This is a genomic window from Glaciihabitans sp. UYNi722, assembly GCF_040549465.1.
Classification (GTDB): domain Bacteria; phylum Actinomycetota; class Actinomycetes; order Actinomycetales; family Microbacteriaceae; genus Lacisediminihabitans.
The window spans coordinates 11,677-28,752 of sequence record NZ_JBEPTL010000010.1 but is presented as its reverse complement, the minus strand read 5'-3'; the positions used below and the strand labels follow the sequence as shown (position 1 = coordinate 28,752).

Annotated in this window: 20 protein-coding genes; 13 read left to right on the top strand and 7 right to left on the bottom strand. The window is 62.8% G+C overall.

Annotation, left to right across the window (positions count from 1 at the left end):
• Positions 1–14: 14 nt before the first annotated feature.
• The 4 genes from ABIB56_RS09165 to ABIB56_RS09150 all read left to right on the top strand — a co-directional run bounded on the left by ABIB56_RS09165 (position 15) and on the right by ABIB56_RS09150 (position 3,882).
• A complete protein-coding gene (locus ABIB56_RS09165; protein ID WP_354568899.1) occupies positions 15–878 on the top strand; it encodes a bifunctional DNA primase/polymerase in 864 nt (287 codons plus the stop codon).
• Entirely contained in the window at positions 875–2,266 is a 1,392-nt protein-coding gene (locus ABIB56_RS09160) for a DNA primase family protein (RefSeq protein ID WP_354568898.1), read from the top strand. The genes ABIB56_RS09165 and ABIB56_RS09160 overlap by 4 nt, the downstream gene beginning before the upstream one ends.
• 486 nt (positions 2,267–2,752) lie before the next feature.
• Entirely contained in the window at positions 2,753–3,409 is a 657-nt protein-coding gene (locus ABIB56_RS09155; protein ID WP_354568897.1) for a recombinase family protein, read from the top strand.
• A complete protein-coding gene (locus tag ABIB56_RS09150; RefSeq protein ID WP_354568896.1) occupies positions 3,406–3,882 on the top strand; it encodes a hypothetical protein in 477 nt (158 codons plus the stop codon). Before ABIB56_RS09155 ends, ABIB56_RS09150 begins: the two co-directional genes overlap by 4 nt.
• Positions 3,883–3,984: 102 nt before the next feature.
• On the opposite strand, the gene ABIB56_RS09145 is transcribed toward ABIB56_RS09150, so the two are convergent.
• Positions 3,985–4,596, bottom strand: a complete 612-nt coding sequence (locus ABIB56_RS09145; protein WP_354568895.1) for a hypothetical protein — start codon at positions 4,594–4,596, stop codon at positions 3,985–3,987.
• A gap of 87 nt (positions 4,597–4,683) precedes the next feature.
• Between ABIB56_RS09145 and ABIB56_RS09140 the strand changes: the two genes are divergently transcribed.
• Together ABIB56_RS09140 and ABIB56_RS09135 are read left to right on the top strand one after the other, a co-directional pair.
• On the top strand, positions 4,684–5,181 hold the full coding sequence (locus ABIB56_RS09140; protein ID WP_354568894.1) for a PH domain-containing protein: 498 nt from the start codon (positions 4,684–4,686) through the stop codon (positions 5,179–5,181).
• Positions 5,182–5,320: 139 nt separating this feature from the next.
• Positions 5,321–5,818: a hypothetical protein gene (locus ABIB56_RS09135; RefSeq protein WP_354568893.1), complete on the top strand. Its 498-nt coding sequence runs from the start codon at positions 5,321–5,323 to the stop codon at positions 5,816–5,818.
• Between the two features lie 160 nt (positions 5,819–5,978).
• On the opposite strand, the gene ABIB56_RS09130 is transcribed toward ABIB56_RS09135, so the two are convergent.
• From ABIB56_RS09130 to ABIB56_RS09115, 4 genes are all read right to left on the bottom strand, one after another.
• Positions 5,979–6,254, bottom strand: coding sequence for a hypothetical protein (locus ABIB56_RS09130; RefSeq protein WP_354568892.1), 276 nt, complete (start codon positions 6,252–6,254; stop codon positions 5,979–5,981).
• 190 nt (positions 6,255–6,444) lie between these two features.
• Positions 6,445–8,025 (bottom strand): recombinase family protein, encoded by a 1,581-nt coding sequence (locus ABIB56_RS09125; RefSeq protein WP_354568891.1) that lies wholly within the window; start codon positions 8,023–8,025, stop codon positions 6,445–6,447.
• A 38-nt stretch (positions 8,026–8,063) separates the two neighbouring features.
• On the bottom strand, positions 8,064–8,849 hold the full coding sequence (locus tag ABIB56_RS09120; RefSeq protein ID WP_354568890.1) for a DNA-formamidopyrimidine glycosylase family protein: 786 nt from the start codon (positions 8,847–8,849) through the stop codon (positions 8,064–8,066).
• Between the two features lie 62 nt (positions 8,850–8,911).
• Positions 8,912–9,778, bottom strand: coding sequence for an iron-sulfur binding domain-containing protein (locus ABIB56_RS09115; RefSeq protein WP_354568889.1), 867 nt, complete (start codon positions 9,776–9,778; stop codon positions 8,912–8,914).
• Positions 9,779–10,113: 335 nt separating this feature from the next.
• Between ABIB56_RS09115 and ABIB56_RS09110 the strand changes: the two genes are divergently transcribed.
• Positions 10,114–10,731, top strand: coding sequence for a nucleoside/nucleotide kinase family protein (locus tag ABIB56_RS09110; RefSeq protein WP_354568888.1), 618 nt, complete (start codon positions 10,114–10,116; stop codon positions 10,729–10,731).
• A 70-nt stretch (positions 10,732–10,801) separates the two neighbouring features.
• Here the strand turns inward: ABIB56_RS09110 and ABIB56_RS09105 are convergent, their stop codons facing one another.
• The gene (locus ABIB56_RS09105) at positions 10,802–11,788 is read right to left on the bottom strand and encodes a ketopantoate reductase family protein (protein ID WP_354568887.1); all 987 of its coding nucleotides are present in this window, start codon (positions 11,786–11,788) and stop codon (positions 10,802–10,804) included.
• A gap of 68 nt (positions 11,789–11,856) precedes the next feature.
• Here ABIB56_RS09105 and ABIB56_RS09100 point away from each other — a divergent pair, with 68 nt between their 5' ends.
• The 6 genes from ABIB56_RS09100 (at position 11,857) to ABIB56_RS09075 (ending at position 16,130) form a co-directional block, all read left to right on the top strand.
• Positions 11,857–12,075, top strand: coding sequence for a hypothetical protein (locus ABIB56_RS09100; RefSeq protein WP_354568886.1), 219 nt, complete (start codon positions 11,857–11,859; stop codon positions 12,073–12,075).
• Entirely contained in the window at positions 12,072–12,983 is a 912-nt protein-coding gene (truB, locus tag ABIB56_RS09095) for a tRNA pseudouridine(55) synthase TruB (RefSeq protein ID WP_354568885.1), read from the top strand. The genes ABIB56_RS09100 and truB overlap by 4 nt, the downstream gene beginning before the upstream one ends.
• Positions 12,980–13,348: a hypothetical protein gene (locus ABIB56_RS09090; RefSeq protein ID WP_354568884.1), complete on the top strand. Its 369-nt coding sequence runs from the start codon at positions 12,980–12,982 to the stop codon at positions 13,346–13,348. The genes truB and ABIB56_RS09090 overlap by 4 nt, the downstream gene beginning before the upstream one ends.
• 10 nt (positions 13,349–13,358) lie before the next feature.
• Positions 13,359–13,805 carry a hypothetical protein gene (locus ABIB56_RS09085; protein WP_354568883.1) on the top strand — a complete coding sequence of 149 codons (447 nt, stop codon included), beginning with the start codon at positions 13,359–13,361 and terminating at the stop codon, positions 13,803–13,805.
• Between the two features lies 1 nt (position 13,806).
• The gene (locus ABIB56_RS09080) at positions 13,807–14,763 is read left to right on the top strand and encodes a bifunctional riboflavin kinase/FAD synthetase (protein WP_354568882.1); all 957 of its coding nucleotides are present in this window, start codon (positions 13,807–13,809) and stop codon (positions 14,761–14,763) included.
• Between the two features lie 131 nt (positions 14,764–14,894).
• The gene (locus ABIB56_RS09075; RefSeq protein WP_354568881.1) at positions 14,895–16,130 is read left to right on the top strand and encodes an MFS transporter; all 1,236 of its coding nucleotides are present in this window, start codon (positions 14,895–14,897) and stop codon (positions 16,128–16,130) included.
• Positions 16,131–16,132: 2 nt separating this feature from the next.
• Here the strand turns inward: ABIB56_RS09075 and ABIB56_RS09070 are convergent, their stop codons facing one another.
• Positions 16,133–17,065 carry an ROK family protein gene (locus ABIB56_RS09070; RefSeq protein ID WP_354568880.1) on the bottom strand — a complete coding sequence of 311 codons (933 nt, stop codon included), beginning with the start codon at positions 17,063–17,065 and terminating at the stop codon, positions 16,133–16,135.
• Between the last annotated feature and the right edge of the window lie 11 nt (positions 17,066–17,076).

Sequence of the window (17,076 nt, the reverse complement as noted above, 5' to 3'; positions counted from 1 at the left end):
TGCGCTGGAGGTCGATGACAGTGACGAAGGCTGACCTCAAACATGGGCCGCTCCGGTACCTCCCGCTGAGCCGTGGAACAAACCGCCCGGCCGTTCGCGAGTGGCAGCATCGCGCCAGTTCCGACCCAAACGATTGGGACAAGTGGAGCCATGAAATCCCCGGCTGCAACTGGGGTGTTCTCACCGGCGACGGCGTTGGGGTGCTCGACCTCGACACAAAGAATGCACCGGAGGGTGACGCTGGCGGGTTCGGCTCACTGATCGACGTTGAGGAAGTCCTCGACATCGACCTCAGCAACCTTCCTCTAGTTCAGACAGCCAGTGGCGCGCACTTGTACTTCCGGTATGAGGGCACACTTCCGTCAAAACTGCCTTGGATTCCTCACTTGGACGTGATCGCTGATGGTGGGCGACAGGTCGCAGCACCGGGCAGCGTCCGAGAGGTCAACGGTGCCGAGAGGGTCTACACGCTGCTTCGCGGGTCTCTGGAAGACATCCCCTTCGCGCCAGAGGTTTTGGTGCAGTCAATTCGCCAGTGGAGAATCGCCTGGTCGTCGGGTGGAGGGACGCGTGGTGGCTCAATGGGTCATCTAGAAGACCTCAAGCCGGTGTCGCATTATCTCGATCATGGTCTCGGTGAACCGGGGGAGCGCGACAATACCTGCTATCGGCTCGCCTGTTCTCTGTGGCGAAAACATTGGAACGATCCTCGACTGGTTGAGGCGATCATCGCTGACGCGTGGAAGGCCACACAGCAGGGATCGCACCAGTTCACGTGGCGCGAAGCCAAGTTCAAGATCGACCGCGCTCGCGAGTTCGTTCAGCATCAAGTGGACGCAGAGAACACGCTGCTCCGTAACTTTGGGGGAGCGCCATGAGCGACGACAACCTGGACCAACCGAACATCACTCTTGCTGATCTAGAGGACGACCCGGACCGGGTGTTCCGCTCCCACCTTCGGATCGCCTATCGCTTCGCCAAGGCGTGCGGCTCGGAGTTCCTCTTCGTTTCAGGGATTGGGTGGTACTTCTGGGACGGGAGGCGGTGGCAAGAATCGGAGCGTGGCGAGGTTCAGCAGGCTCTGTTCGCTGTGCTGAAGAAGGCGTGGTCCGAGTCGATGGGCGACGCTAATCTCATGGCTGATGTCCGCTCGGCACAGTCGTCCGGCGGTACTGATGGTGTCCTCAAGCAAGCGTCTCGGCTGCCGATCTTCGCTCGCACCGCGAACGATTTGGATCGTGATCCGTACCTCCTGAACGCGCTAAACGGCACCTTCGATCTGCGCAGCATGAAAATGCACGATCACGAGCCGGGCGAACTCTGCACCCATCTCGTGAATGGCGAGCTGAGCCGTGAAGCGATTGCGCCGCGCTGGCTAGCTTTCTTGGAACAGGTGCTGCCCGATCCAGAAGTGAGGTCGTTCCTCCAGAGGTACGTAGGCGTTTCGCTGTTGGGAAAGGTGCAGGAGCACAAGCTGCTCATCTTGCTCGGCGACGGTCGCAACGGAAAGGGAACCTTCTACGGGGCAATCAGCCACGCGCTGGGCGACTACGCCATCTCGGCGGAACCAGAGCTGTTCATGCATAAGGAGGGCGCACACCCAACCGGCCAAATGGATCTGCTCGGACGCCGCTGGGTGGTCGTCTCGGAAACCGAACGTGGACGCCGATTGAACTCAGCAACGCTCAAGCGGCTGACCGGTGGTGATCGGATTCGAGCGCGACGGATGCACCGGGACTACATCGAGTTCGATCCGTCCCACATGGCTGTGATGGTCTCCAACTTCCTTCCGAAGGTGAGTGGCGACGACTCGGCTGTTTGGGCACGCATTCGCGTTGCCACCTTCGGCGTGACCATTGCCGAGGACAAGCAAGACAAGCACCTCTCGGAAGACCTTGAACGTGAAGCCGATGGAATTCTGCTGTGGGCAATCGAAGGCTGGGAGGACTACTTACGGCGGGGGAGCAGCCTAGATGAGCCGGCCACGGTGATGACGGCGACGGATGAGTATCGCGAAGACAACGACGATATCGGACACTTCCTATCCGAGTTCTACACCCTGGACAGCGACCACGGTGCTAATCGCGAGACCCAGAAAGGCGTCAGAGGCGTCTACGACATTTGGCGAATATCGCAGGGTGGGCCGCAATTGAGCCCTCGCGAATTCGCCCGCGTCATGGTGCGGCATGGCATCGAAAGCGCCAAGGGAACCAACAACGTCGCCATCTTCACCGGTCTTCGGAGGAAGAGTCTGGGCGACGTGTGAGGTCGAAATAGTTATCGAGTTACCCATAGTGATCGTTTTTTGACTTATCCCTTATAAGGGAAATATTTGAACATTCGAAAAACAGATCAACTTGAGTAACTCGATAACTATTGGCCACTTTCGAGCTTTTTTGAAGCCGCCCAACCTATGGACCGTCGAAGCCATAAAGGCCGTTTGGGGCCGATCTTGGACATCGACGCCTGGATTCCGTAGACCCTCGCGACGACCAACCTTCCTCACTTTTTTGATGCCACGCAATTGCCATATCGACGCCGAGCCGTTTGGCAACTGCTTAGGCATCAGGCGGCTCGCTGAGGCGACGTGCAGTTGAGGTCGATTGTCGCTATCACTGTGCCGGTTGGTGTCTTAGATGCGCCTACGTCGCATCAGCATTTGGTGGTGACACGTGAGTAAACCTCGATTATTGTCTAATAAACACTCAACAATTGGACAGGCCTTTGTTTGCCTAGCCAGGAGGGCAAGACAATGCAAGCATCACAGGCTCGAAAGGTGGTCGCCTATATGCGGACCTCCACAGACGAGCAAGACAACGGGATCGAGGTACAGCGCGACGCTATTCGCCGCGCCGCCGAGTTCTACGGCTGGGAGATCATTCAGGAGTTCGAGGACAAGGTGTCGGGTGGGGTAGATCTTGCCAAGCGTCCTCGCGGTGCACTCGCCCTCGGCATGGTGCGAGAAGGATTGGCTGACGCGCTGGTAGTTGCCAAGCTGGACAGGCTCAGCCGTTCCGTGCCCGACTTCGGGCGCATCCTTGAGGACGCTCGGAAAGAAGGGTGGGGTGTGGTGGTGTTGGACCCCAACATCGACACGACCTCCGCGAACGGTGAGTTGGTGCTGAACGTGCTGATCAGTGTGGCGCAGTGGGAGCGTCGCATCATCGGTGAGCGCACAAAGGCTGCACTCGCTGTGATCCGTGCCAAGCCGGACGGTAAACCGTTGGGTAGACCGCGTGCCATTCCAGAAGACATCGTGGCTCGGATGCTGCGCGAGTCTGGCGAGGGTAAATCAGCACGACAGATAGCGCGTGAATTGACAAGCGACGCCGTGCCAACTGCGCAGGGCGCGGCGAGGTGGACACACCAGACAGTGCAGGCCGTTCTCGCGAGGGAGACAGCAGCATGACCGCCATCTTGCCCTCGGCCACAGCTGGGCAGTACATCAAGGATGTCTTCGATAAGCTCGATAGGGATGTGAAAGTGTTCCGGTTAGACATGCTCACTGTTGAGTATCACGACAGCTTCTTCACCAGAGGGCAAACCAGGCCCCTTTTCGTCGCCTCTCGCGACGAATGGGTTGCGCGGTTCCGGGACTTGGTAGGACCGGAGGGTCACGCGTTCCGCGGACGGCCCGGACCGGGGAATGTGATCCGCCTTTGGCGAGGCACCCAGCATGCAGAGCACAAGGATGGGCTTTCGTGGACAGCCAGAAAGTCGGTCGCCAGTGACTACGCGAGCCAGGGTGATGCACCTGGCCAATTGTGGCGTATAGACAGTGTGCCGATGCATGCCATCTTGCGCTACGACGGGATCGGCAGGGTTTTGTCTGAGTTCTTGGTTGACACGACCGGTCTCACCATCGTTCAAGAGGACCTATGACAAGCGCGAGCACGACCGTCAACGGTTGCGGCGACGGTTGGGTTCGCGGTCCTGGCGGTGAAACGCGCTGGGCATATACGGCGCGGCTGGTCTACTTCTGCACTAGTAGCCATATCGTTCCCATGAAACATTTGACTGTTGACGCCGTCCGATCTTGTCTGTCCAGACCACGATGAATGGGACGCCAAAGTCGTGACCGGCTTGGGTTGGTGCTCCTTTGAACACAACGTTATCGGTCCCGATGACTTCCGACCAATCCATCGCAGATCCAGCTAGGAAGACGCTGTTGTCGACGTGCAAAGAGACCTCTTTGGCGATGCTCCGATCTGCTGTGTTGAGAAGCTTCCACAGGAATTGGTCTTCCTTATCAGAAATGATGACCCACTGTGGGCGAATTATGTGTACGTATTTGTTCGCCTCCAGTTCGGCTTCCAGCTCACCGCGCCCGTCAGTTCGTGCTTTCTGCAATGTCGCAGCTGTAGTCAACGGTCGCCACTTCGCGACGTTTCCCCAAGTGGTCTTGCGCCAATTCGGAAGTACGAATGTGAGTATCAGCAGCGCTACACCGGCGCCCACGACGTATGCCCACCATGGGAAAGTGGAGTTGCCGAGCCAGTCCAGACCTTTCGTCGCCACGGTACCCGCGATAGCCGCGGCGACAGCAATGATCCAGTCCCGTTTGCCACTGACATTCTCTGGTGTCGATTCGCTCACATCGGAATGCTATCGAACACCGAGGACGCCCTAAGTGGGGTAGTCGACAGACAACCTCTGCTATCGGCTCGCCGTTAGTATCGGCATATGGCGAAAGAAGAGAAGCTCATCGGTCAAGCTCGGCCTCACCTGGACGCTGACGAGGAAGTATTGGCCTCTGCGGTAGGAACGTATGAAGCCAAAATACTGGGTAACGACAGCATTCGATCTGGAATCCTGATGGCTACCCAGCACAGAGTTGTCTTCTTTGCGAAGAAACTCGGCGGGCATGAGTTGGAGTCGTACGCCTACAAAAGCATTTCGTCCTTCGACTCAGGCAAAACGATGATGGGGTACACGATCACGTTCTTTGCCTCTGGCAACCGCGTCAACTTGAAGTGGATCCAGCCGGCCGAATCGGCACTCAAGCTTGTGGAGACTGTCAGAGAGCAGATGAAGGTCTCTTCTGTCCCTGTCCAGCAGCAGAGCCAGCCGCAAGAAGACATCATTGGCAAGATCCAGCAACTCGGCTCGCTTCGTGACTCAGGGATTCTTACAGAAGAAGAGTTCTCTGTTAAGAAGGCCGAGCTTCTGGCTCAGATCTGATCGACGCCTGGCAGCGGTCGCACCACCACGCCCCAACGACGGCTTCCATCGGCTCAAGGCAGTTCGGGCGCGTTTGACGCCCCTAAGTGGGGTAGTCGTCGGGCAAGCTATTCAATCGGTGCGCCGATAGCCTGAAGCCATGAATCACAGAATAGCCACCGCCGTCGGTTCCATATCGTTGATCGCAATGCTCGCCCTCACTGGGTGCGCGAGCAGCAATACCGCTGACGCTGGTTCTGGTGCGGGTGCGAAACCGAAAGCGGCCAGTCCTTCTGCAACGCCGTCGCCGTCACCCTCGGAGTCTGTATCAGATATCGACGCAGCAGTTCAAACGTTCACGAAGGCGCTCGACGATCTTGGGATTCAGCACACAGAGCCTGTCCGTGCCGAAGCTGGCTTGTCTGGTGCAAAGGCACGATTTGACATCACCGTCGACAATTTCGAAGCGGGAATCAACGTGTTCCCGGACGCCGATACTCTGGCGACTTGGGGGAAAGCCAGCGATTCATTCGGGGGAATTTACATCGCCTCCGGTAATGCAGTCCTTTCCCTGAATTCAAGCGACGGCGTTGCCGATTCAGCCGCGATTGCACCGAAGATCGCCACAGCGGTCAAGGGTGAGGCGCACGGCGTATAGGACGTTCGTCCAGATCGTCCCTACGCTCGCGCCGATGTTAGGCGAGTCGACGGATCGGCGCATATGGGCTGTGGAGAAGTCTCACGCGATCATCTGACGACACGAGGGGACCAGCGCGAGGTGTAATCGCACTGGTCCATTCCTCGCATCGCAGGCGCTTCTACGACTTCACGGCTGACTCCTCGGAAACGAGCGGAGCAGCGATTCGATAGATCGCGCCCATTTCGCCTTCCTGCTCTCCTTCTGCGAGGTAGCGCTTCACGAGCCAGCCCGCATCCTCCGCGGCCTGAGCGGGGTCGAAGATCTGCCCTTCAGACAGACCTCCGACGTAGCGCTTGTCACTGTCCCCGAAATAGTCGTCCTCGATGCTGAGTGCAAACGAGCCGTCGCCTTCGCGAGTGACCTCGACGACGAGCCTGATGCTGTTGCTGTCCACGATGGGACCTGCCTTTCATTTCATTTGGTGCGCCGCGAGACTCAGACCTCACCGTGCGATGAAATGAAAAAAGCACCGAGAGACATAAGTCTCGCGGTGCTTGGGTACCTCGGGGCGATTGCATTTCCCGAGCGTTTATACCTGGTGCCGTATGATCGGCCCTCCACGTGATTTCAAGATAACATGAATGTCATTCGGAACGCAAGTCATCAAGCGGGTGAATCGTAACGCGCTTCTTCAAAGCATCGCGAGCAGCGGTAGACCGCCGCAACTTGAACTGGTCTGTCGTCTCGTTCTTCTTCGGCAACGTTGTCGTTGGGATGCCTCGCGGCCAGTTGCCTACCTCGATCTTGTCTATGAGCATGCTCAAAAAGAGGCGCTGCTCGCCAGGCTGCCATTTGGCCCACGCCTTGAGCTTCGACTCCCGCCCCGCCCACACATCGCGTGCAGAAGGTCCGCCCGAGGAGGTGTCGATCTTCTGATTGATCGCGGCTAGCTCGGCATCGACAATCGCCAAGTCCGCCACCAACCGCACGTCGCTGATGGCTCCGACTCGATGCTGGGTGAGCACCCTCTCGCGTTCAAACTCCTTCGCCTTCCGCGTATCGCGATGCTTGGCGGTATCGCTGCCAGCATCGGCCCGTTTTCGCTTCTGGTCCTCCCAGTAGGCCGAGTCATTCAGATGTTCGAATGCTCTCTCGAACGCGTACTCCAGAAGTCCGTCGTGGTCGATCTTCACCCGATTGGTTGACCTCCCGTCAAAACCGGTCGTGTGATTGTCCTCATCACTACCGTTAAGGAATGACCGGCACACGAGCTTGACTTCTTTGCGGTCGCCAACGTTGCGAGCGATTGCCGACAACGGTTTACCGCACCACCCGCATACGACCAGGCCACCGCCTAACGCATACTTGGCGGACTTCCGGCCATCCGGGTTCATGGCTACGCGCCGAGGGTCGATCAGCTTGTCCTTGAGTCGTTCGAAGGTGTCGACGTCAATGATTGGGTCCCAGGCCGGAACTCCGGCGCTGTTCAACCCGATCAACGCCTGATTGGTAAGAGCGGCGCGCAGAGCCGAGTGACGCCAGGTCGTGCCGTTCGGCTTTGTCTTACTTACGCGGGTTACCGTGCCTCGCTGGACCCAGCTCTTCACGATCGAATACAGGGACTCATCAAGATCGAGGAGGCGTCGCGTAGCTTCCTCGACCAACGCAACTTCATCTGGGTTCGGTATCAGTCCTTTGTCTTCGCGTTTGTAGCCGAAAGGCGGGACCCCTCCTATCCAACCGCCGTTCGCGAGGCGATGCCTTGCCGCTGCGCTCACGCGTTCTCCGGTCCGTTCGGCTTCGGCAGCGTCGACGTTGCCTTTGATTCGTGCGACCATCCGACCATCTGCGGTGCTCAGGTCGTCGTCGCCGGAGACAACCGTTCTGATCCGCACGCCGTAGCGTTCGGAGAGGTGGATAAGGTCTTCCACCTCTCGCGGTCGCCGCGTCAGCCGTGAGTTGCTGTACGCAAGCAGGTGGGTGAACTCGCCGCGCTGCGCACGGTCGAGCATGTCTTCAAACTGCGGCCGCGCCTTCGTAGATCGAGTTGATGCACCGATGTCGTTATCCGAAAACGTCGCGACGACATCGAGATTGCTGCTCTCGGCTAGGGCAATACAGTCAGCGAGTTGACGAGCGACGCCTACCTTCTCGCCTTCCGTATCTTTTGAGATGCGCGTGTAGATCGCTGCGCGGCCTGGCACGACTGGGATGGGTTTGCTCATATGTCAATTATCGACCATAGGGCGCAAGAAGTGCACTTTCAGGAATCGGCGAAGGTCACCTGACGCACTGTGTCGCCGCAGACAGGGCACGGTTCTCCGGCGCGCCCGTGCACCTGAAGATTGGATTTCTTCTCCTTTTTGAGCTCCGAAGCGGCGAGTCCATCAGCGCGGATGATGGCTGCCCTCAGCGTTCCCTGCATCGCCTCGTAGAGCCGTTCAACCTCATCCGGAGCCATCGCGGCGGGTTTGAACGGCGACATCCTGGCAGCGTGCAGGATCTCGTCGGAGTAGGCGTTGCCGATGCCGGCGATGATCGACTGGTTGCGCAGCACGCCCTTGGTCTGGGAGCGACCGGCAGAGCTGAGGATGTCGGCGAAGCGTAGCTCGGTGAACGCATCATCGAGCGGGTCAGGGCCGAGCCTGGCGATTCCCGGAACCTCCCGGGGGTCAGCGACGAGATAGATCGCGAGGCTCTTCTTGGTGCCGGCCTCGGTGATGTCGAGACCCGAGCCATCGTCGAGCACCAGTCGAGCGGCCAGCGGACCCTTGCCCGGCCGGCCCGATTGCACCGGCGCGCTCTCTCGCCAGCGGATCCATCCGGCCCGCGCAAGATGCATCACCAGGTGAAGCTCTCCCACGGCGATGTCGAGAAACTTGCCATGGCGCGACACGCCCTCGATGTACTGTTCGGCGATGCTCGAAACTGGTGGATTAAAAGTCTTGAGGGCGGCGAAAGACACGACGTCGAGACGCTCGACCTTCCTGCCGTTAAGTCGCGCGCCCAGATCGACCACGAGGGCGTGCACTTCCGGCAGTTCGGGCATCTATCGATTGTCCTCCTGACCGGCGACATACGTCCATCGACGGATGTGTCTAGCGGGCCGTTTTAGGAAGGCAGGTCGTAGCCGTCTTCTGGCGAGCCGACGACCAGGCCGTCGCGCAGCAGTCCGGCCAGCGCCCGCGAGAACTGGGCCGCATCCGCCGATACCGGTTCGAGTTCGGCGAGGGTGACAGGTACGTCCGACGCGCGCAGTTCGGCCATGATCAGGCCGCGCACCTGCCGGTCGGATCCTTCGAACTTCTTCTGTGCCGCCTTCTTCACGCCGCAGAATTCCGGGTAGCCGGCGCTGCGCCATGCGCACTGGTCGGCGATCGGGCATGCGTCGCATCGCGGTGACCGGGCTGTACAGACGATCGCGCCGAGCTCCATGACCCCGGCGTTCGTGATCCGCGCCTCGACAGGGTCTTCTGGCAGGATCGCCTCCATCGCGGCCAGGTCACGTTTCGACGGCGGTGCGGGTTCGCCCTGGCCGTCAATGGCCCTGGCCATGACACGCCGCACGTTCGTGTCGACGACCGGATGCCGATGGCCGTACGCGAAGGCGGCGATCGCCCGCGAGGTGTAATCACCGATCCCGGGGAGCGCGAGCAGCTCGTCGACATCGTGCGGAACCACTCCACCGTGCCGTTCGGTGATTGCGATCGCCGCGGCGTGCAGGTTGAGCGCGCGGCGTGGATAACCGAGCCGGTCCCAGGCCCGCACCGCCTCGCCCGACGGCACCGCCGCCAGGTCGGCCGGCGTCGGCCAGCGCGCCAGCCAGTCTTCCAACCGCGGGATCACCCGGGCCACTGGTGTCTGTTGCAGCATGAACTCGCTGACCAGGGTTCCCCAGGCGGTGAATCCGTCACGTCGCCACGGCAGGTCCCGACCGTTCGCCACGAACCACGCGTTGACGGCCGGTGCGATGCTCACCCCACCACTCTAGGTAACGCTGTCGTGGGGGGGGGGGGGGGGGGGGGGGGGGCGCGCCGCCCCCCCCCCCCCCCCCCCCGCGCCGCGGGGGGGGGGGGGGGGGGCCCGCGGGGCCCCCCCCCCCCCCCCCGGGGCGCCCCCGCTCGGCCGCTCTCCTTGCGCCCCCCCCCCCCCCCCCCCCCCCCCCCGCGGGGGGGGGGGGGCGGGGGCCCCCCCCCGCCCCCCCCCCCCCCCCCCCCCCCCCCCCACACGACAGCGCACAGTGGGTTCGAGCGCCGTAGCCGATCGGTCCGTCACAACGGTCACCGGTGAGGCCACCGGCGTAGTCTGGGCAGATGGCCAGATGGGCACCAGAAAAGAGCGACACCCTCGACGCGCTCGCTGCCGAGATCCTGCACAGCTATGGGGTCGGTCGCGCGATCGTAGCTGTGGACGGCACCTCGGCCGCGGGTACCGGCGTCTTCGCCGACGCCCTCGCGGAGCAGCTGCGCAAGGGAGGTCGCAAGGTCTTCCGGGCATCCATCGACGACTTCCACAAACCGCACACCGCGTGGGAAAACCAGGATCTCGACTCACCACAGGCCTACTACGCCGAGGCTTACGACTACTCGGTCTTCCGCCGCGTGCTCATCGATCCTTTCCGCGCCTCGGGCAGCACCGGCTTCGTGCTGGCGGCCTACGATGCCAAGCGGGAGGCGGCGATCCAGCCGAAATGGATGAGCGCCGGTTCCGACGCGGTTCTGATCGTCGACGGTGTGTTCCTCAACCGTAAGGAACTGGCGGGTCTGTGGAGCTATTCGATCTTCGTCGAGGTGCCGGTGGAGGAGAGCAATCGCGAGACGCGCGCTGACGCGCTTTACCTGGCGGAGGTACGACCCCGAGCGGCAGTTGTCGCCATCATCGACAACCGTGACGAGGAGCATCCCCGCAGGGTCTTCGCCGATTCCTGCTGATTCGTTCGCTGCGCCTGTCGAAGCGGACTGGGCTGCGTGGGGCGCCTCGACAGGCTCCGCGACCTGGTGGTCAGAGCGACTGTACCCGCGCTATCACTGACTCAGCCGCGATGAAGTCGCCGGTCTTCTCGACCTCGTGCACCATCGATACGAGTAGCTTGCTGACGGGCGTCGGTACACCGAGCAGGTCGCCGTGGTGCACGATCGCCCCGTTGAGGTAGTCGATCTCGGTCGGTAGTCCACGACGGATGCTCTGCAGCGTCGAGCCTGGATTCGGACGCTTTCCCATCCTGCGTTTCATCAGCAGCGGCAAGAGCTGACCGAAGGCTGTCGGCAGCCGCAGCAGCGCCCGCAGCGTCCCGTTGGAGAGTCCCTGCACCTTTTCGAACACGATGCCTTTGGCCACGCCCACCCGGACAGCTTCGCGCATACTCTCGGTCATTACACGTCGTAGGCCGCGGTTGGAGATGACCTCCTGCACGCTCAGACCGGTGATCGCCGAAAGGGCGTTCACATGATTGACGATCAGTTTGGTCCACTGGGCACCCTCGAAGTTGCCGGTGACGGTGGTGGGCATGACCGCGCCGAGGATGCGGGACGCATAGACGGTCGGCAACAGTTCGCCGCCGAGGTAGGTGGAGCCGCCCGTCGTTACGGTGACCTGGCCCGGGGAGAGGAACGAGGCTGCGTAGAGCACCAGGCCTCCGACGATGTCCGACCGCGGGGCGCCGCGATGGGCGCTCTCGATACCCTCCAGGCCGTTCTGCATCACGACCACGGGGATGCCGACGAGGAAGGCCGCGTTGGAGCGCAGGGCGGCCTCCGCATCCTGGGCTTTCGTGGCGACGACGGCGAGATCGGGACTCCTGGTCAGCGTCTCACAAGCGCTGACGCGGGCGACGTAGTCGCCCCAGACGCCGCCGAGGTGGATGCCCTCGCGCACGATCGCCGCGAGATGCTCGCCACGCGCCGTGACCTGTACCTCGTGACCGTCGCGGGCGAGCAGTGCGGCGATTGTGCCGCCGACCGCCCCCGCGCCGATGACCGCAACCCTCATGGTCCGAATACTACTTGGCTGCGGTCTGACCGCTTCGGGTCAGCGTATTCTGGCGTCGTGACGGGTTCATGGGTGTGTACCGCTTCCTCCGGTCTGAGGCCGGCTTCGATCCCGACGAGGTACAGAGCTTCCTGGCGGGTGGCATGCTGGTGAACACGATGATCGGGCTGCGGATGACTGATGACTATGACGATCCCGACGTGCGGGAACTGCTGGCGGTCGCCTTCCCCGAGAAACTCGATCTGGTGCTCGAACTGGGCGCCAGCCACGCGCGGGACGAACGGTGACCGGGGCGAACCGCAGCGGCATCCTTCTCGTCGACAAGCCTCAGGGCATCACGAGCCACGATGTCGTCTCGCGCACCAGAAAGCGGGCGGGCACCCGCAAGGTCGGTCATGCCGGCACTCTCGACCCGATGGCGACCGGCCTTCTGGTGCTCGGCATCAACAGTTCCACACGCCTGCTGACCTTCCTGGTCGGGCTCGACAAGGAGTACTTCGCCACCATCCGTCTCGGGGCGTCGACCTCGACGGATGATGCAGAGGGCGAGACTCTGCGCACGGCAAACGCCGAGAGCGTGGCTGCGGTCCATCCCGAAGCCATCCGCACTGCGCTCGACTCGCTGAGCGGGGTGATTAGCCAGGTACCGAGCAGCGTGAGCGCCATCAAAGTGGATGGCAAGCGCGCCTACACGCTGGCACGGGCGGGGGAGACCGTCGAACTCGCCGCGCGAGCCGTCACGATCTCCGCCTTGGAGCTCCTCGGTTCGCGCGCCACAGACGGCTTTCTCGATCTCGACGTTCGCGTGGAATGCTCCTCCGGCACCTACATCCGGGCGATCGCCCGCGATCTCGGGGAGTCGCTCGGCATCGGCGGCCATCTCACCGCACTGCGCCGCACGAAGATCGGCCCTTTCTCGGTGTCGAATGCGGCGGAACTCGAGACCCTCGACGTCGCTGCATCCCTACTCGGCCCAGCGGATGTCGCATCCCGCCTGTTCCCGGTGTACACCCTGAGTGCGGCCGAGGCCGTAGACCTCGGTCACGGTAAGCGCTTGCACGCCATCCGCCCTGTCGACGGTGAGGGACCGGTCGCCGCCATCGCACCGGATGGTCGGCTGGTCGGACTCGTCGAATTTACCGCCAGCATCGCGAAGCCGCTGGTGAACTTTCCCACCGACGAGGTTCTCGCGTGATCGAGTGGTTCACCTGGTTGCAGGTGGCGGTAGCCGTTCTGGCGGCCCTGCTCTGCCTGGTGCTCGGTCTGGTCGGTCGCACTCCCAACGATTACAGCCTGGGGGCCACCCTCCTCGTCGAGGTGCTGCTGATCGCGCAACTGGTGGTGGCGATCGTCGCTCCGCTGGCCGGCAACCCGCCGACCGGCAGCCTTCCCGAGTTCTACATCTATCTGATCTCCGCACTCGTGCTACCGCCGCTGGCCGGCTTCTGGGCACTGATCGAGCGCAATCGGTGGAGCACCGTCGTGCTGGGGGTCGTCTGCCTTGCTATCGCCGTGATGGTCTACCGCATGTATCAAATCTGGGCCCTCCAGGTGGCCTAATCTTGATCTGATGGCAACAACTACCTCTTCCCGCGCTGTGGGCATCGGGCGTGTACTCGTCGCGGTCTACGGGATCCTCGCGCTGGCCGCAACTGGACGCTCGGTCTTCCAGATCATCGACCGTTTTGGCGAGGCTCCGATCGCCTTCACGCTTTCTGCCATCTCGGCGGTCGTCTACATCTTCGCAACCGTCGCGTTGCTCATGCCGGGGGACACCTGGTATCGCATCGCCTGGTACACGATCGGCTTCGAGCTGCTCGGTGTGCTGGTCGTCGGCACCATCAGCGTTGCGGCCCCTGCCGTTCTCGGCCTGCACAGCATCAACCCGTTCGGCCGGGAGGCTACAGTGTGGTCGGCCTACGGTCTCGGCTACCTGCTGATCCCGCTGGTGCTTCCGATCCTCGGCATGCTGTGGCTCTACCGTCGTCGACCCGTCGCGGTCGCTGAGGCGGCCTGAGATGCGGTTCTACAGTTCTCTCGAGGATCTGCCGGGAGACTTCGGTCCAGCTGCGGTCACCATCGGCAAGTTCGACGGCGTGCACGCCGGCCATCGCCGCGTGATCAGGCAGTTGCGCGAAGCGGCGGAGGCCGCGGAACTCGTGTCGACCGTGCTCACCTTCGACAGGCATCCGCTCGCCCTGCTCAACCCCGACAGGGTACCGGTAAGTCTCACGAGCAACGCCCAGAAGCGTGAGGTGCTGGAGAGTACCGGTGTCGATGCCGTCGTGATGGTCGCTTTCACCAGGGAGTTCAGTCGGCTGAGCCCCGAGGAGTTCATCCAGCGGGTGCTGGTCGATGCCGTGCACGCGCGACTCGTCTTCGTCGGTTCCGACTTCCGCTTCGGCCAGGGTGGGCGGGGCAACGTCGACCTGCTGATCGAGCAGGGGGGCGCCCACGACTTCGAGGTGCGGATCATCGAACCCGTGCGCCCGGAGGGCGATCGTGCCATCTCGTCTACCTGGATCCGCGACCTGCTCTCTGAGGGCCGCGTCGACGAAGCCGCGAAGCTCCTCGAGCGCCGTCCTTCGGTGCGCGGCGAGATCGTGCACGGCGAACAGCGTGGACGTGAACTGGGCTACCCGACGGCCAACCTGTCCGCCGCTCTCGAAGGCTTTATCCCTGCGGATGGGGTGTATGCCGCCTACGCCACTGTCGATGACAGAACGATGCCCGCCGCCGTCTCCGTCGGCAACAACCCCACCTTTGTCGGAGTGCCGGAGAAGCAGGTCGAGGCGCACATTCTGGATGAGACTCTGGACCTCTACGGGGCGACCGTCGAGGTGTCATTCGTGGAGTTCATCCGCGGCATGGTCAAGTTCTCCACCATCGACGAGCTCGTAGCGCAGATCGGCCGTGATGAGGAGCGGGTGCGCGAAATACTGCAGGTGCCCGCGCGACCGAAGGCGGCGCGCTAAACCCGTCGGGTTCGTCCGTAGAGGAAGAGGATCAACGCCTTCGCCCGCTGGCTCAGTGGCAGGTGCTGAGAAATGTCGTTCACCAACGACCTCCGTCAGGCCAAAGGTTGCCCGTCGATAGAATGGTGAAAATGTCTGACTCCCGCCCGCTGCCTCTGTGGGCGGGCCGCACCGTCGCCCTTGTCGGGATCCTTCTCGTCGCACTCAACCTCCGCACGGCGGTCGCGGTGATCTCGCCGATCGTCTCGGAGATCGACGTCGACATCCACCTCGACAGCGTGGAGCTCGGCGTGCTCGGCGCTGTGCCTCCGATCGCCTTCGCGCTGTCGGCGCTGTTCGGCGCGCTGATCGCCAAGCGGGTCGGCCTCGAGCGCCTGCTCGTGCTTGCGCTCCTGGCCATGATTGGCGGCCAGCTACTCCGATCGGTGTCGGCGAACTATGCCGTGCTGCTGATCGGAAGCCTCATCGCCCTGGTCGGAGCTGGCACGGGCAACGTGCTTCTCCCGCCCATCGTCAAGCGCTACTTCCCCGACCGCATCGGCCTCATCACCTCGCTCTACGTGACGCTGCTCTCCATCGGCACCGCCGTCACCGCGGCGCTCACGGCACCGATCGCCGATTCTGTCGGATGGCGGATGTCGCTGGCCGTCTGGTCGATCATGGCGCTGGTCGCCCTCGTTCCGTGGGTGACCGTGCTGTTGCGTCATCGCCGCGAGCGCGCGGCCGCACTCCTCGACCATGCCCCGGAGATCGAGGAGCCGCCGGTCGACGCGATCGGCCGGATCTGGCACTCGAAGACCGCGTGGACGATCGCCGTCGTCTTCGCCCTCTCGTCCTTCCACGCTTACTCGGCCTTCGCCTGGCTGCCGCAACTTCTCATCGACTTGACCGGTGTGACTCCGGTGCAGGCCGGAGCGCTGCTCGGCCTATACAGCGTGATCGGGCTTCCGGCGGCGCTCATCATCCCGCTGCTCACGGCACGGCTCAGGAACGTCGGCTGGGTCATCCAGAGCGGCATCGCCTTCTTCGTCCTCGGCTACCTCGGGCTGCTATTTGCGCCGACCGCGGTTCCGTGGCTCTGGGTGGTGCTCATCGGCGCCGGTCCACTGCTGTTCCCCGCGGCCCTCACGCTGATCAACCTGCGTTCGAGAACGCACGAGGGTTCCGTGGCCCTGAGTGGTTTCGTGCAGACGATCGGTTACACGCTCGGTGCACTCGGCCCGCTGCTTGTCGCCCTGCTGCACGGTCTCACCGGTGGCTGGACCGGGGCGCTCATCCTGCTGATCGTCACGGCACTCGCCGTCACCATTCCCGCCTCGCGCCTCGCGAAGCCCACCTACGTCGAAGACGACATGGCTCGTCTCTAGCGCTAGACGACCACGTCTGCACGGTGCACGAGCGCTGCGGCACCGATCAGTGGTCCGTCGCTCGACAGGCCGGATGGCACGATCTTCACCTTCGTGACGAAGGCGAACTGTGTGCGGGTTGCCACGGCCGTGCGCATGTGATCGAAGAGATCGGGGGTCACCTGGGAGAACCCGCCTCCGATCGCCACGATATCGAGGTCGACAAGGGCCGTGGCGGAGGCGATGCCCTGGCCGATGGCGCGCCCAGAGCGTTCGACGGCTGCGGCGGCAATGGCATCGCCCGCACGGTAGCTCGCGCTGAGTTCTTCGCCGGTGCTGCCCGTCCAGCCCTGTCGACGCGCCCAGGCGACGGTGTGCGGTCCGGAGGCGATCGCCTCGACGCAGCCGATTCCGCCACACGGGCATGGATCGTCGAAGCCGGCGACTTCGACATGGCCGATATGGCCGGCGTTTCCGGTGGGTCCCGACACCGTGTTGCCGTGCAGGATGAGACCGCCGCCGACCCCGGTGGAGACGATCATGCCCATGACGTTGTCGTAGCCGCGACCGGCGCCCACCCAGTGCTCGGCGAGGGCGATGCAGAGGCCGTCCATCCTGAGGGTGACCGGGATGTCGGGCAGCGCGGCGATCACCTGGTCGCGTAGCGGGTAGTCCCGCCACACAGGCAGGTTGAGTGGCGAGACCCGGCCTTCAGCCTCGTTGATCGGTCCGGCTGATCCCACGCCGGCGCCGATCAGGGTGGCGCCGGAGGGCACGGTGGCGAGCACCCTGGCGACAACCTCATCCACTGACGCCGCGAGCTGTTCCGAACTTCGGCCCGGTCCGGTCGGCGCGCGAAAACGACTGTTCGCCAGCACGCCGCCGGCAGGATCGACGAGTGCTGCCTCGACTTTGGTGCCGCCGAGATCGATGGCGATGGCGAAATTCAGGGTCACGAGACAGTCCT

What these genes read in the sequence shown, in the direction of transcription:
- ABIB56_RS09085 (WP_354568883.1), top strand. Translation starts at nt 13,359, where the DNA reads ATGGCAACAACTACCTCTTCCCGCGCTGTGGGCATCGGGCGTGTACTC.
- ABIB56_RS09075 (WP_354568881.1), top strand. Translation starts at nt 14,895, where the DNA reads ATGTCTGACTCCCGCCCGCTGCCTCTGTGGGCGGGCCGCACCGTCGCC.
- ABIB56_RS09110 (WP_354568888.1), top strand. Translation starts at nt 10,114, where the DNA reads ATGGCCAGATGGGCACCAGAAAAGAGCGACACCCTCGACGCGCTCGCT.
- ABIB56_RS09125 (WP_354568891.1), bottom strand. Translation starts at nt 8,025, where the DNA reads ATGAGCAAACCCATCCCAGTCGTGCCAGGCCGCGCAGCGATCTACACG.
- ABIB56_RS09160 (WP_354568898.1), top strand. Translation starts at nt 875, where the DNA reads ATGAGCGACGACAACCTGGACCAACCGAACATCACTCTTGCTGATCTA.
- ABIB56_RS09080 (WP_354568882.1), top strand. Translation starts at nt 13,807, where the DNA reads ATGCGGTTCTACAGTTCTCTCGAGGATCTGCCGGGAGACTTCGGTCCA.
- ABIB56_RS09155 (WP_354568897.1), top strand. Translation starts at nt 2,753, where the DNA reads ATGCAAGCATCACAGGCTCGAAAGGTGGTCGCCTATATGCGGACCTCC.
- ABIB56_RS09105 (WP_354568887.1), bottom strand. Translation starts at nt 11,788, where the DNA reads ATGAGGGTTGCGGTCATCGGCGCGGGGGCGGTCGGCGGCACAATCGCC.
- ABIB56_RS09150 (WP_354568896.1), top strand. Translation starts at nt 3,406, where the DNA reads ATGACCGCCATCTTGCCCTCGGCCACAGCTGGGCAGTACATCAAGGAT.
- ABIB56_RS09140 (WP_354568894.1), top strand. Translation starts at nt 4,684, where the DNA reads ATGGCGAAAGAAGAGAAGCTCATCGGTCAAGCTCGGCCTCACCTGGAC.
- ABIB56_RS09100 (WP_354568886.1), top strand. Translation starts at nt 11,857, where the DNA reads ATGGGTGTGTACCGCTTCCTCCGGTCTGAGGCCGGCTTCGATCCCGAC.
- ABIB56_RS09120 (WP_354568890.1), bottom strand. Translation starts at nt 8,849, where the DNA reads ATGCCCGAACTGCCGGAAGTGCACGCCCTCGTGGTCGATCTGGGCGCG.
- ABIB56_RS09165 (WP_354568899.1), top strand. Translation starts at nt 15, where the DNA reads ATGACAGTGACGAAGGCTGACCTCAAACATGGGCCGCTCCGGTACCTC.
- ABIB56_RS09135 (WP_354568893.1), top strand. Translation starts at nt 5,321, where the DNA reads ATGAATCACAGAATAGCCACCGCCGTCGGTTCCATATCGTTGATCGCA.